Annotated in this window: 8 protein-coding genes; all 8 read left to right on the plus strand. The window is 75.6% G+C overall.

Annotation, left to right across the window (positions count from 1 at the left end):
* The first annotated feature begins 94 nt into the window (after window positions 1-94).
* Genes Dvina_RS20270 through Dvina_RS20305 form a run of 8 tightly spaced genes read left to right on the plus strand, consistent with a single transcriptional unit; the run spans window position 95 to window position 14,036 of the window.
* The gene (locus Dvina_RS20270; RefSeq protein WP_223104032.1) at window positions 95-4,297 is read left to right on the plus strand and encodes a non-ribosomal peptide synthetase; all 4,203 of its coding nucleotides are present in this window, start codon (window positions 95-97) and stop codon (window positions 4,295-4,297) included.
* On the plus strand, window positions 4,294-5,415 hold the full coding sequence (locus tag Dvina_RS20275; protein WP_223104033.1) for an acyl-CoA dehydrogenase family protein: 1,122 nt from the start codon (window positions 4,294-4,296) through the stop codon (window positions 5,413-5,415). Before Dvina_RS20270 ends, Dvina_RS20275 begins: the two co-directional genes overlap by 4 nt.
* A 34-nt stretch (window positions 5,416-5,449) precedes the next feature.
* Window positions 5,450-7,384 (plus strand): carbamoyltransferase C-terminal domain-containing protein, encoded by a 1,935-nt coding sequence (locus Dvina_RS20280; RefSeq protein ID WP_223104034.1) that lies wholly within the window; start codon window positions 5,450-5,452, stop codon window positions 7,382-7,384.
* Entirely contained in the window at window positions 7,381-8,784 is a 1,404-nt protein-coding gene (locus tag Dvina_RS20285) for a 3-phosphoshikimate 1-carboxyvinyltransferase (RefSeq protein ID WP_223104035.1), read from the plus strand. Before Dvina_RS20280 ends, Dvina_RS20285 begins: the two co-directional genes overlap by 4 nt.
* Window positions 8,781-10,007: an aminotransferase class III-fold pyridoxal phosphate-dependent enzyme gene (locus tag Dvina_RS20290; protein WP_223104036.1), complete on the plus strand. Its 1,227-nt coding sequence runs from the start codon at window positions 8,781-8,783 to the stop codon at window positions 10,005-10,007. The genes Dvina_RS20285 and Dvina_RS20290 overlap by 4 nt, the downstream gene beginning before the upstream one ends.
* Window positions 10,004-11,215 carry a Coenzyme F420 hydrogenase/dehydrogenase, beta subunit C-terminal domain gene (locus Dvina_RS20295; RefSeq protein ID WP_223104037.1) on the plus strand — a complete coding sequence of 404 codons (1,212 nt, stop codon included), beginning with the start codon at window positions 10,004-10,006 and terminating at the stop codon, window positions 11,213-11,215. The genes Dvina_RS20290 and Dvina_RS20295 overlap by 4 nt, the downstream gene beginning before the upstream one ends.
* Complete coding sequence (locus tag Dvina_RS20300; protein WP_223104038.1) at window positions 11,212-12,216, plus strand: MDR/zinc-dependent alcohol dehydrogenase-like family protein; 1,005 nt, start codon at window positions 11,212-11,214, stop codon at window positions 12,214-12,216. Before Dvina_RS20295 ends, Dvina_RS20300 begins: the two co-directional genes overlap by 4 nt.
* The gene (locus tag Dvina_RS20305; RefSeq protein ID WP_223104039.1) at window positions 12,216-14,036 is read left to right on the plus strand and encodes a non-ribosomal peptide synthetase; all 1,821 of its coding nucleotides are present in this window, start codon (window positions 12,216-12,218) and stop codon (window positions 14,034-14,036) included. The genes Dvina_RS20300 and Dvina_RS20305 overlap by 1 nt, the downstream gene beginning before the upstream one ends.
* The last annotated feature ends 26 nt before the right edge of the window (window positions 14,037-14,062 follow it).

Genomic DNA, 14,062 nt, shown 5'->3' on the forward strand with positions numbered 1-14,062 from the left:
CAGCGGTGATACGCCGGTGTTGCCGTCCTCGCTGAGGCTGACCCGGTCAGGCCGGGCGACGGGGTTCCGGCCAGCACGGGGGGACCACGTCGCCATGACCGAACCAAGCGTGGCCCGGCGGGAAGCGGCGGCTCCGGTCGAGGTGCTGCGGCGGCTGCGGGCGGCCGGGGTACACCTGTCCGTGACCGGCGGAACCCTGCGGTACTCCGCGCCATCCGGGGCCCTCACCGCCGAACTGCGCACGGCCGCCCGGGCCTGCCGCGACGAACTGGCCGCGCTGGTCGGCGCCGAGGCCGCAACCGGCGGCGAGTGGACGTTCACGACCGACCCGGACGCCGCGGGAGAGCCGTTCGCGCTGACCGACCTGCAGCAGGCATACCTGGTCGGCGAACAGGAATTCTACGAGCACGCCGGGCCGGCCGCCTTTGTGCACGAATACGAGTTCGCGGTGGGCGCGGCCCCGCAGCCCGACCGGATCGACGCGGCGCTGCGGCGGCTGCGCCAGGCCCACGGCGCGCTGCGACTGGCGATCAGCACCGACGGCACCCAGCGGATCGTGCCGGACGACGGCGCCTCACTACTCGAGCGGTTCGACCTCGCCGGGCTGCCCCAAGCAACCGCATCGCACCGGCTGGCCGAGCTGTCCGCCGCGCTTGTCACGAACCTGCCGCCACAGCATGCGGGGCGGCCGCTGCGGGCCGTGTACATACGGCTGCCCGGCGGGCGGGTCCGCCTCCAGCTCGCGCTCCGGCTGACCAGCTTCGACGGCGTCACCACCCAGCTGTTCCTGAGCGAACTGGCCCGCTGCTGCGCCCAGCCCGGCTACCGCGTGACCGCGCCGGCGCTGACCTTCCGCGACTACGTCCAGGGTCTGCGGGCCCACGCGGACAGTCCGGCGTATGCGGCGGGCCGGCGGCACTGGGACGAGCGGCTGGCACAGCTGCCGCCTGCTCCCGACCTACCGCTCGCCCCGAACCGGCCGGCCCGGCCCGGGCCGCTGCCCCCGGCCGAACTGCCCGCGTCCGGATCGCCAGGCGGGCCGGGCGGGACGGGGGCCGGTGAGCCGCGGCGGCTCGAACCGCTGCGGCGTATCGCGACCCGGCTCGGGGCGGCGCAGTGGGGCGCGTTCCGGCGCAATGCCGCGGCGGCCGGGCTACCGGTCGGGACAGCACTGCTGTGCCTGTTCGTGGAGACGCTGCAGCGGTGGTCGGACGGCGCGGCGGGCCTGCTGACGGTGCTCGCCGCGCACCGGCCGCCGGGGCATCCGGAGGTCGGCGCCGTGTGGGGTAACGCCAGCACCACCGTGCTGCTCGGGTACGCGGCCCGGCAGCCGGGCCAGTCCTTCGCGGTACGTGGTCGCCGGCTGCAGGGCGAGCTGTATGCCGCCCTGGCCGCTAGGGAGATCTCCGGTGTCGAGGTCGGGCGGTCGATGCAGCGGCTGCGCGGGGAGACCGGCAACCCGGCACCTGTCGTATTCACCAGCGGCCTGGGCCTGCTCGAGCCGGGGCCGGCCGGTCAGGGCGGCGGGTTCCTGCTGCCGATGCCGGGGGCCGAGCTGGTTCGCAGTGCGATCAGCACGCCGCAGGTGCTGCTCGATCATCAGGTGTTCGAGGAGGGCGCGGAGCTGGTCGGCAACCTCGACTTCGCGGCCGCGCACTACCCCGGCGGGCTGGTCGACGCGATGCGTGCGTATCACGAGCAGCGGCTGCGTGCGCTTGCCGCCGATGCCTCGGCCTGGCACGAAACCGGTCCCGCGCCGTTACCGCAGGAGCAGCTTGCCGCTCGGCGGCTGGCCAACGCCACGGCCGCCGACCTGCCCCGCGGCAGCCTGCACTCCTTCGTGCTGGACCGCTGCCACCGGACACCGGACGCGATCGCCGTCATCGACGAGGACGGTCCGATGTCCTACGCCTCGCTCGACCGGGCCAGCGCCGCCCTGGCCGCGCGCCTGGGCGCCGGCCCCCTCGGCGCCGAATTCCTGCGGGCCGCCGGACGCGGGCTTGTCGCTGTGCGCCGCCGGAAGGGCCGGGCCCAGGTCATCGAAGTGCTCGCGGTGCTGCGGGCCGGGTGTGCCTACCTGCCGATCGACGCGCGCTGGCCCGCTGCCCGGGTCCGCACGATCCTGGAGCACAGCGGGGCGATGCTGCTCGACGATGCGACAGCCCGCGACACCGGCACCACCGCCGAGCTCGATGTCGAACCGGCACCGGAGCAGACCGCGTACGTCATCTACACGTCCGGCTCCACCGGCACGCCAAAGGGCGTGGTCATCAGTCACGGCGCGGCGGTCAACACCGTGCAGGACCTCACCGCCCGCTTCGCGCTCACACCCGACGACCGGGTCCTTGCGGTCTCCTCACTCGCCTTCGACCTGTCGGTCTTCGATCTGTTCGGCCTGCTCGGTGCGGGCGGGGCGGTGGTGTTGCCGCCGGAGACGGCGAATCCGGACCCGCAGCGCTGGGCCGAGCTGGTTGCGGCGCAGCGGGTGACGGTGTGGAACTCGGTGCCGGCGTTGCTGGACCTCACGCTGGAGTATCTCGGGGCGGAGGCGGCCCGTGCGCTCGCCTCCCTGCGGCTCATTCTGCTCAGCGGGGACTGGGTGCCGTTGCCGTTGGTGGAGCGGCTGGCTGCGCTGTGCCCAGGGGCGGAGGTGATCGCGCTCGGCGGCGCCACGGAGGCGTCGATCTGGTCGAACTGGCATCCCGCCGCGGACCGCCCGGCCGGTTGGAGCAGTGTGCCGTACGGGCGGCCGCTGGCCAACCAGAGCATGCATGTGCTGAGCGCCGAGCTGGCCGACGCGCCCGAATGGGTCGCCGGTGACCTGCACCTCGGCGGGGCCGGGGTGGCCGACGGCTACCTGCACGAACCGCAGCGCACGGCTGCCGCGTTCTACCCGCATCCGCGCTCCGGAGAGCCGCTGTACCGCACCGGCGACCGGGCGCGGTACCGGGGCGGGCTCGTCGAGTTCCTCGGCCGCAACGACCATCAGGTCAAGGTGGACGGGCACCGCATCGAGCTCGGCGAGATCGAGACCGCGCTGCGGGCCGAGACGACGGTCGACGCGGCGGTCGCGCTCGTCGATCCGGCCGGGCGCCTCGTGGCCTTCGTCACCGGTGACGACGGGATCGACCCGGACGCGCTGCGGGCGGCGCTTGCCGCTCGGCTGCCGGCGTACATGGTGCCGCGCGCGGTCACCCGGCTCGACGCGCTGCCCCTGTCCGGCAACGGCAAGGTGGATCGCAAGGCACTACGCGAGCTGGCCGGGGCCGGACCGGCCGGGCCGGCCCGGGCGGCCGTCGTGGCGCCGGCGGGCCCCGTCGAGCAGCGGCTCCTGGCGCTGTGGCGGGAGCTGCTCGGACCGGCGGTGCACGGTGTCACCGACGACTTCTTCGCCGCCGGCGGCAACTCGCTGCTCGCGGTCCGGCTGTTCCGGCAGATCGAATCGGTGTTCGACCGGCGGCTGCCGCTGGCGTCGCTGTTCCGGCACGCCACCGTCCGGGGCCAGGCCGCCCTCGTCACCGAGGGCCTCGCGGCCGGCGGGCCGCTGGTGACGATCGTGCCCGGGCCCCCGCACGCGCGCACCCTTGTCGTGATCCACCCGGTCGGCGGCGATCTGCTGTGCTACCGCGACGTGCTCACCGCACTGGCCGGGCGAATCGGCGACGTGGCCGTGTACGGGCTGCGCGCATCCGGCCTCGCCGAAGGTGAGACCCCGGCGGCCGACCTCGACACGATGGCCGCCGACTACGCCGCCGCGCTGGCCGGCCGGGCCGGTCCGCCATCCGAGCCCGGGCCGCTGCACCTGTTCGGCTGGTCGATGGGCGGCACTGTCGCGCTCCACGTCGCGGCGCACCTGCACCGCCTCGGCGTCGCGGTGGCCTCGGTGACGGCGGCCGACGCGTTCACCGGCCGGGACGACGAGGACAGCGACGGCGCCGAGCCGGACACCGACCAGGAGCGGGCCGCCTTCGTGGCCGACCTGGCCGCGACCGGCGCCGACCCGGGCGGCGAGCTCGACGAGCGGCTCTTCGCCGTGTACCGCAACAACGCCGCCATCCTGCGCCGGCACCGGCCCGGGGCCTGGCACCCGCCGGTGTGCCTGCTGCTGCGGGCCACCCGGACCGGCGCCCGGCACTTCCCGCGGCTGCAGCCGCTGGACGAGCGGCTGGGCATCGCGGCGACACCCCTCGACGAGGACCACTACTCGATAGTCCGCGGCCCCGGCGCCCACCGGATGGTCGACCACCTCGCCGCGGTGCTCGATGCCGGGGCCGCTCCTGCGGAGGTTCTGCGATGACGTTGCTTGCGGCTGAGCGGGCCGTGCTGACCAAGGCGCTGCCCGGCTTCGACGACCAGCTCGCCGCGCTGGGCGTGGCGGCCGCCGACGATCCGGCATCCGGGGTGATCGAGCAGTTCCGGGTGGCGGGCGGGGGCAACCTGCTGGTGCCGGCCGAGTTCGGCGGTGGTGGGCTCGGCTGTGCCGACGGCGTGCGGTTGCAGCGGGCGATCGGCAGCCGGGCGCCCGCACTGGCCGTCGCCTCGACGATGCATCACTACAAGGTGGCCTGGCTGGCCCGGGAGCTGGACGGCCCGCAGGCCCGGGCCGTGCTCGGTGACGTGGTCGAGCGCCGGCTGCTGGTCGCCTCGTGCGGCGCCGAAGGGGCGGCCGGGGCCAGCCTGTTCGCGCCGGGGCTGACCGTGGAGCCGGTCCCGGACGGGCTGCGGATCACCGGGACCAAGCGGCCGTGCTCGCTGGTGCGCTCGATGGGGCTGCTGTCCATGCTCGTCGCCGGGCCGCACGGTTCGCCCTACGCCGGTGAGCTGGTCAATGTGCTCATCGACCCAGGCTCGCCAGGGGTGCGGGTGGAGCCGTTCTGGCGCAACCGGGTGCTGCGGGCCGGGCAGAGCGACGCCGTGGTCCTCGACGGCGTGCTGGTGCCCCACGAGCGCGTCGTGCCCGTCGGCGATCCGGCCCACGTCGCTCCGCGGATCACCTCCAACCTGCTGTGGTTCGAGGTGCTGGTGACCGCCGCGTATCTCGGCATCGCCACCGGCGCCGTGGAAGGGCTGTTCCGCGACGGGCGGGGAACGCCGGCCGACCGGGTCGCCGCGCTCGCCCCGCTGGAGACGGCCGCGACGGCGGTGGAGGCGATCGCCGGGGCGCTGGACATCGGGCAGTGCGACGACGAACTGTTCGGCCGGTCGCTGCTGGTGCGCTACACCGCGCAGCGGGCCATCGCCGAGGCCACCGACCGGGTGCTCGAACTGCGCGGCGGGATCGCGTTCGTCACCGACCAGACCCCGGTCGAGGCGCTCATCGCGTCCCGGGCCCTGGCCTTCCACCCGCCGGCCGAGATCGCCATGCGGGCCCCGCTGGACGCGTGGCTCTGCGGCGGCCCGCTCCGCCTGCCGTGAATCGCACGAGCTCTGGGAGTACACCTTGATGGTCTTGGGTCTGCACTTCGGCCACGACGCCGCGGTCACCGTGGTGCGCGACGGTGCGGTCGTGTCCTACGTGCTGCGCGAGCGGCACACGAGGGTCAAGCACGCGGCGAGCCTGCAGGTGGCGACCGTGCGGCAAGCATTGGACGCGGCCGGGATCACCGCCGCCGACATCGACGTCGTCGCGGTGTGCTCGACCCAGCAGGTCGAGCTGATCGTCGACGACCCGGCGGCGCTGGGTGTCGCCTACGCGCCCGCCGATCCGTTCGGCCGGCCCTGCACGCTGCTCGACGAGGCCGGCCCGGATGTGGCCGCGGAGCGGGCCGGCGGCACACTGCTCGACTTCCTCTACGACGCCGACCTCGCCGCGACGTGGCTGGGACGCTCCTACGCGAAGCTGTACCCGGAGCACGAACGGCGGACCCGCGCCGACATCGCAGCCGTGGGCTGGGTCGACGACTACGTCACCCGGCCCGACTGGGCGCACGGACGGGGCCTGGCCGAACTGGCCGCCGCCGATCTCGCCCCGGACGAGGCGCTGCGCCACGGCTTCCACCTCCCGGTCACGGTGACCCTCGACGGCGTCGAGCGCCCCGGCTACGCCGTGCACCACCACCTCGCGCACGCCGCGAGCTCCTACTACGGCTCCGGGTTCGACGAGGCCGCGGTGCTCACCCACGACGGGTACGCCGACGGCGAGGGCTACCACTCCGGGATGTACTACCTCGGCCGCGGCCCGGCGCTGTACCCCCTCGCGCCGCACCACCTCGGCCTCGGCGGCCTCTACGACCGGGTCGGCGTCGCGCTCGGCCTGGGCCTGGTCGGGCCGGCCGGCAAGCTCATGGGCCTGGCCGCATACGGACGGCCGCGGTTCGTCGCCGCGCGGTTCCTCGGCAACCACTACGACCTGCGCAGCCGGCTGCCGATGGACCTCGCCTCCGCGTGGCTGCGGCACTGCCGGACCGAGGCCACGCGGATGGGCTACGACCTGGAGCCGTTCGGTGACCCCGCCCGCGCCACCGCGCCGATCAACGCCGATATCGCGGCCAGCACCCAACGACTCTTCGAGCTGGTCCGGCTCGAGGCCGTCCGCTCCCTGCACGGCGCGCTGCACGGCAGCGGCGCACCCGTCGAGCGGCTCTGCCTGTCCGGCGGGACGGCGCTGAACTGCCCGTCGAACACCACGGTCGCGCTCGAGGGCCCGTTTGCGCAAGTCTTCGTCGAGCCCGCCTGCGACGACGGGGGCATCGCGGTCGGTGCGGCCCTGGCCGTGTACCACTCCCTGCTGGACAACCCGCTGCCGGCCGACGCCGGGCCGCGGGGCCGCTTCGCGCCGCCGTTCCTGGGCGCGGCGCCGAGCCCGGACGCGGTGGCCGACGCGGCCCGGGGCGCGCAGCTGCGGGTCGAGCGGCTGACGCTGGCCGCGGCGGCCGAACGGGCCGCCGAAGACCTGGTGGCCAACCGCGTGCTGGCCTGGTTCGAGGGCGGCAGCGAGGCCGGGCCCCGGGCGCTGGGGCACCGTTCCGTGCTGGCCGACCCCCGCGACGCGCAGAACTGGCCGCGGGTCAACCGGATCAAGTCCCGGGAGCCGTGGCGCCCGTTCGCGCCCGCGGTGCTGGCCGAGCACGCCGCCGAATGGTTCGCCGACGTGCCACTGCCCTCGCCGTACATGCTGTTCAACGCGCGCGTGCGCCGCAGCGACATCCCGGCCGTCACGCACGTGGACGGTACCGCGCGCATCCAGACCGTCGACGCGTCCATCGCCGGCTACCACGCCGTGATCAGCGGATTCCACCGCCGCACCGGCGTCCCGGTCGTGCTCAACACGTCGCTCAACGGCCCCGGCGAACCGATCGTCGAGCGGCCCGAGGAGGCGCTCGCCCTGTTCCTCAAGACCGACCTGGACGTGCTGTACCTCGACGGCCTGCGGATCACCCGATGAGCGCCCCGACGACCGTCTCCCAGCCGGCGACCCGCTCGGCCGATCTCCTCGTCGAGGGCCGGGCCGGCACACCGGGTCTGCGCACGGTGCCGGTCCCCGGCGACAAGTCGATCACGCACCGGGCCCTGCTGGCCTCGTTGCTGCCCGGTGCGGGCCCGCGGCTGCACATCCGCGGCGGCAACCCCGGCGGGGCGGTCCGCGCCCTGCTGCCGGCACTGGCCGCCCTCGGCTACGGCGTCGAGACGACCGCAGGCGCGCTCACCATCCACCGTGGACGCCTGCCGGTACCGCAGCCGATCCGGCCGCACCCCGGCGTCGCCCACTGGCCGGACCTGCCATACCTGTACACCGAGGGGTCCAGCGCCGCCGCCCGGCTCCTCGTCGGCGTCCTGGCCGGCGCCGGCCCGGCGGCGATCGTGGACGGCGACGACGTCCTGCGCGACCGGCCGATGGACTGGCTCGTCGCACCGCTGGCCGCCCTCGGCGCGCACATCGACTATCTCGGCGCGCACGGTCGCCTGCCCGTGGCCGTGCACGGACCGGTACTGCACGGCGGTGAGGTCACCCTGGCCGTCGGCAGCGCCCAGGCCCGCGCGGCGGTCCTGCTCGCCGCGGTCGCCGCCGAGCTGCCCCTGACCGTGCACGTGCCGGTGTTCTCCCGCGACCACACCGAGCGGATGCTCACCGCATTCGGCTCGCGGCTGGAGCGGACGGCACTGGCGGTGCACTACCGCGGCGGGCGCTGCACAGTGCCCGCCGAGCTCGAGGTGCCCGCGGACCCGTCGCTGGCCGCCTACCCGGTCGCCGCGCAGCTGCTGGGCGGGGCCGGTGCGGTACGGGTGCCGGACGTGTGCCTCAACCCCACCCGGCTCGGGTTCTTCGCGACCCTGCGCGCCGCCGGCGCCGACATCGCCTACGTGGACGAACGGCGCTCGGCGCTCGGCGAGCCGGTCGGCACGATCGTCGCCCGCGGCGGCCTCACCGGCGTCGAGCGGCTCACCGTGGACGACCCGGCGACACTGCACGCGGCGATCGACGAGGTGCCGTTGCTGGTGGCACTGGCCGCGGCGCTGCCCGGCGAGTCGTGGCTCGGCTGCGCGGGCGAACTGCGGTTCAAGGAGACCGACCGGCTGCGCACATCGACGGCGATGGCGGCCGCATTCGGCGCCGACGTGGCGGTCGTGCACGACGGCATCCGGGTCCGCGGCGGCCGGCCGCTGCGCGCCGGCACGGTGCCCGGCTTCGAGGACCACCGGGTGGCAATGGCTGCGGCCACCCTGGCCGGTGCGTTGCCCGGCCGCACGACCGTGCTCGGCGGCGCCTGCCACCGCACGTCGTTCCCCGGGTTCGCCGCGGCACTGCGCGCGGCGGGCGCGGTCGTCACGGAGGACGGATCATGACCGAGGCACGATCCACCGGCACCACCCTCGGCCCGGCGTTCGCCGCCGGTACCGGGCCGTGGCTGTACACGGCCGCGGGCGAGGCGTGGTTCGACGGGACGTCCGGCAGCGGTGCGGTCACGCTCGGCCACCAACATCCGGCGGTCACCGCCGCGGTCATCGCCCAGGCCGGCCGGCTGCTGCACACCGGCTGCAAGCTCGGCTCGGACGCGCGGGCCGGGCTGGTCGCCCGGCTCGCCGCGCGGGCGCCGTACCACGACCCGGCGGTGCTGCCCACGGCCACCGGCGCCGAGGCGGTCGAGTCCGCACTCAAGGTCGCCCGGGCGGCGACGGGCCGCCGGCCGGTGGTCGGCTTCCGCTACGGCTACCACGGCAAGACCGCCGGGGCTCTGGCGCTCACCTGGCGGGCCGAGTTCAAGAGGTACAGCGCACCGGCCGGGGATGTGTTCACCGCCGAACTGCCCGACCCGCGCAGCGGCCCGGCCGACCTGGACCACTTTGCCCGACACCTGGCCGCCGTGCTGAGCGCCGCTGGTGACCCGGCCGCCATCGTCGTCGAGCCGATCCAGGTCACCGAGGGCGTGCTCGAGGTCGCCCCGGCCGTGCTCGACGAGATCGCCCGGCAGGCCCGCGCCCGCGGCGCCCTGCTGGTGCTGGACGAGATCTACACCGGGCTGGGGAGGGCCGGGCGCATGTTCGCCGCCACCACACCCGACCTGACGCTGGTGGGCAAGACGCTCGGCAACGGCCTGCCGATCGCGGCCGTGCTCGGCGAACGCGCGGTGCTCGACGCGCTGCCGGCCGGCGTACAGACCTCGACGTTCTCCGGCCATCCGCTCGCGTGCGCGGCCGCATCAGCGGTCCTCGACGTCATCGCCACACAGGACGTGCCCGGACGGGCGGCCGCACTCGGCGCCCGGCTCCGCCGGGAACTCGAGGCACTGGCCGCCCGCCACACCTGGATCGGCGCCCCCCGCGCGGTCGGTGGGCTCGCCGCGTTCGACTGCGTCAGCGGTGGTCAGCCACAGCCCGCACTGGCCCGGGCCGTGCTCGCCGCGGCCGCGCGGCGCCGGCTGCTGCTCTTCGGCGGCGGGCCCGAAGGCGCCACCGTGAAGGTGGTGCCGCCGGTCCTGCTCGACCCGCGTGACGAGGACCGGCTGATAGAGGGCGTCAGCGGCGCCGTCGCCGACGCCGTCGTCGATGCGGTGGGGGTGGCGGCGTGACGTTCGCCCGACTCCAGGCGGAGGTGCTCGAACCGGAGCTGTGCACGGCCTGCGGCGTGTGTGAGCTGGCCTGCCCGGCCGCGGTCATCGGCTTCGACGGGCTCGACCCGGTGCTCACCGCGCCCGGCTGGACCGCGGCCGACTGCGGCTCCTGCACCGACTGCATCGACGTGTGCCCCGGCGCCGACCCGGCCACGCCGCCGGCCGAACGGCGGCTGTTCGGCCGGACCCGCTCCACCCAGGAACGCTGGACGGGCATCTTCTCCGAAGTGGTGGCCGGGCGCTCCCGGGTGCCTGCGGTGTTCGAGGCGTCGGCCAGCGGCGGCAGCATCACCACCCTCATGCAGTCCGCGCTGCACTCCGGCGACGCTCAGGTCGTGCTCTCGATGGGCCGCGACCGCGCCGAGCCGTGGCGGGCCGCACCCGCGCTGGTCCGCCGGCCCGGCGAGCTGCTGGAGACCGCACAGTCGACGTATCAGCTGGCGCCGTACCTCGGTGCGCTGCGCCGGATCATGGACCGCGAGCCGGCCGTGCGGGTTGCGCTCACCGGCGTCGCCTGCCACATCCAGGGCATGCGCAAGCTGCAGGCGCTGCCGACGGCGGCCGGGCGGTGGGCCCGTGAACAGGTCGTGCTCATGGTCGAGCCGGCCTGCTCGTCCAGCACCCGCCCCGAAGGGACCCGAGCCGTGATCAGCGACCGGGCCGGGGTCGCGGTGCGCGATGTGGTCCGGCTGCGCTACCGCGAGGGGGAGTACCCCGGCGACATCGCCATCCGCACCGCCGACGGCGCCGATCATCGCGTCGCGTTCTGGCGCGCGGTCCGCGACTTCGCCGCCAACAAGACCCACCGCTGCCTTGCCTGCGGCGACTGGATGTCCGGGCTGGCCGACGTGAGCGTCTCCGACGGCGACCCGAACATCTTCGCGGCCAGCATCGAGGGCGGCGGCGAGGCCAAGCACGGCCGGGTGTTCGTGCGGACCGCGGCCGGCGCGCGGGCGGTCGCCCAGGCCGGGGCGGCCGGGCTGCTGGAGGTCTGGGCCGTCGAGCTGGCCGGGCTCAACCTCGGCCTGGAGCGCAAACGTAACCGGCGGGCCGCCTACGAGCGCTCCGGCCGGCCGGTGCCGCGCGGGCCCATCCCGGACTGGGCCGAGGACATGGAGATCATCCCCGACAGCCACTGGCTGGCCGCCCCGGGAGAGCTGCGATGAACGGGCACCAGCTGGTCGCCGCCGGCTCGGCCGAGCCGCGCCTGGAACCGGTCGAGCGGCCCGCACCCGGCCGCGGCGAGCTGCGCATCCGGGCCGCCTACAGCCTGGTCAGCCCCGGCACCGAGCTGCACTACCTGGACCGCGCCGCCCGCACCGGCGAGCGATTCCCGCTCGGATACTGCTCCAGCGGCACCGTGCACGACGCCGGAGCGCACGCGCCCGGATTCGCGCCCGGGCAGCCGGTCATCGCGATGGGCTGGGGCGAGGCGGTCCACGGTGACGTGGTCGTGGTGCCCTACCGCCAGTGCGTGCCGGTCCCGCCCGGCCTGCCGCTGCCGTCCGCCGTCGTGGCCAACCTCGGCGCGACAGCGGTGCACGCCGTCGACCGGGCCGGGCTCACCCCGCACGACGAGGTGGCCGTGGTCGGCGCCGGAGCGGTCGGACTGCTGGTGGCCCAGACGGCGGCGGCCGCGGGCGGCGGGCCCGTCACCGTCCTCGACCGGCGGGACGAGCGGCTGGACGCCGCGGCCGCACTCGGACTCGCGGCCGCGGCCGAGCTGCCGGCCACCCGCGCAGAGACGGGCGGGCGAGTGGTGTTCCTGTGCGTGACCGGCGCGGCCGACGACACGCTCGCCGCCGCCGCGCGCTGGGCCGCCGCCGCGCCAGGGCGGCCCCGGCTGATCGCCGTCGGCCGGTTCACGGCGACCGTGCGCTTCAGCGTCGAGCTCGGCAACGTCGACATCCGCTACGCCGCCCGCTGCGGGGCCGGCTACCGCGACCCGCAGTACGCCCGGGGGCTGCGCGAGGTCGACCCGCCGCCGGGCGAGGGCACCGTGACGCAGAACCTGACCCGGGCCCTCGACCTCGTGTCCGCGGGCGCAGTGGCCCCGGCCGCGATGGCGCTGCCGGTCGTGCGGGTCGAGGACGCCCCCGCGGCCTACGCCGAACTGCGCCGCCGGCCCCGGCACGCGGCCGTGCTCATCGACCACCGGGAGGGCTGATGGAAACGCTGACGCACATCTTCAACGCCCGCGTCGCCGAGCGGCCCGCCGCGCCGGCCGTGGTGACCCCGCAGACCCGGTGGACCTACGCACAGACCCGGGAACGGGCGCTGCGGATCGCGGCCGGGCTCCGCGCGGCCGGCGTCGGACCCGGCGACCGGGTCGGGCTGCTGTTCGCGCACAGCGCGGAGATGGTCACGGCGCTGCTCGGGGTCCTGCACCTCGGCGCCGCCTACGTGCCGCTGGACGCCGCGTATCCGCCGGAGCGGCTGGCCTACATGGCGCAGCACGCCCGGCTGCGGGTCGTGCTGGCCGCGTCCGCGCAGGCCGAGACCGCCACCCTCATCGCCACCGACCGGCCGCTGCGCGTGTACGAGGTGCTGGACCGGACCATGCGGCCCGACCCGCACCCGCCCGCCGCGCGGCCCGGCTCGGAGGCGTACGTGCTGTACACCTCAGGCTCGACCGGGCGGCCGAAGCCCATCGTGCAGATCCACCGCAACGTGCTGCACCACGCCAAGGTGTGGATCGACGGGCTGGCCGTCACGTCCGCCGACCGGGTGTCACTGCAGTCGGCGTACAGCTGGGACTCGGCCGTGCAGGACACGTTCGCCGCGCTGCTGAGCGGGGCGGCGCTCTACCCCGTCGACTTCCGCGCCCTCGGCACCGGCGGGCTGCTCACCTGGATGGCCGCAGAGCGCATCACGGTGTACCACTCCACGCTCCCGATCTTCCGCGCGCTCGCCGGGGCCATGGCGGCCCGCCGGGCGGAGCTGCCCGCGCTGCGGGTCCTCGCGCTCGGCGGCGACACCATCGGCCTGGCCGACCTGGACCTGTACCGGCGAGTCTTCGCGGCCGGCTGCCGGCTGGCCGGAGCGTACGGCTCCTCGGAGTGCTCGTGCGCGCTGCTGCGGGTGGTCGGCCGCGACTACGTGCCGCCCACCGGAGTCTTCCCGCTCGGGTTCCCGGTGGCCGAGACCCAGGTCCGGCTCGTCGACGACGCGGGCGTCACGATCACCGGACCGGGCATCGGCGAGATCGTGGTGACAAGCGCCTACCTCGCGCCCGGCGCCACCACCGGCCCGTCCGGCGGTGAGCTGCGCACCGGCGATCTGGCCCGCCGCCTCGACGACGGCACGCTCCTGCTCCTCGGCCGCCGCGACTTCCAGGTCAAGATCGCCGGCATTCGAGTGGAGACCGGCGAGGTCGAGAGCGCCCTGACCCGGCTCCCCGAGATCAGTGAGGCGGTGGTCATGCCGTTCCTCGACAGCGCAGGGGAGCGGCAACTGGCCGGCTACGTGGTCCCGGCCGCCGGGACCCGCCCGGCCCCGGCGCGGCTGCGCGCGGCGCTGCGCACGATCCTGCCGGACCACGCCGTCCCGACCGCCTACATCGTGCTCGACGCGCTGCCGCTGACCGCCAACCACAAGATCGACCGGGCCGCGCTGCCACACCCGCTGGCGGCGCCCGCGGTCCGGGTCACCACGCCACCACGCGACGGGCTGGAGCGGGCGATCGCCGACGCGTGGTGCGCAGCGCTCGGCGTGCCCGCCGTCGGCCGCGACGACAACTTCTTCGACCTCGGCGGCACCTCGCTTCGCCTGGCGGTCGTGCACGAGCGCCTCAGCCGCGACCTGGCACCCCAGCTGACGATGACGGACCTCTATCGCGCGCCGACGGTCGGACGGCTCGCCGCGCTGATCGACCCGGCGGCCACCGCGGCCGACCCCGGAGTCTCCGCGGCCGCCGAGCGGGGCCGCCGCCGGCGGGCCCTCCAGGGCCGGACCGCCCGAACAAGCATGGTTGGAGAGCAGCTGTGACGGACCTGAACCCCGACGGCCGCATC

Source organism: Dactylosporangium vinaceum, assembly GCF_019904175.1.
GTDB lineage: Bacteria > Actinomycetota > Actinomycetes > Mycobacteriales > Micromonosporaceae > Dactylosporangium > Dactylosporangium vinaceum.

Coding starts and splice junctions, on each gene's coding strand:
- Dvina_RS20275 (WP_223104033.1), top strand. CDS start 4,294: ATGACGTTGCTTGCGGCTGAGCGGGCCGTGCTGACCAAGGCGCTGCCC.
- Dvina_RS20300 (WP_223104038.1), top strand. CDS start 11,212: ATGAACGGGCACCAGCTGGTCGCCGCCGGCTCGGCCGAGCCGCGCCTG.
- Dvina_RS20290 (WP_223104036.1), top strand. CDS start 8,781: ATGACCGAGGCACGATCCACCGGCACCACCCTCGGCCCGGCGTTCGCC.
- Dvina_RS20285 (WP_223104035.1), top strand. CDS start 7,381: ATGAGCGCCCCGACGACCGTCTCCCAGCCGGCGACCCGCTCGGCCGAT.
- Dvina_RS20305 (WP_223104039.1), top strand. CDS start 12,216: ATGGAAACGCTGACGCACATCTTCAACGCCCGCGTCGCCGAGCGGCCC.
- Dvina_RS20270 (WP_223104032.1), top strand. CDS start 95: ATGACCGAACCAAGCGTGGCCCGGCGGGAAGCGGCGGCTCCGGTCGAG.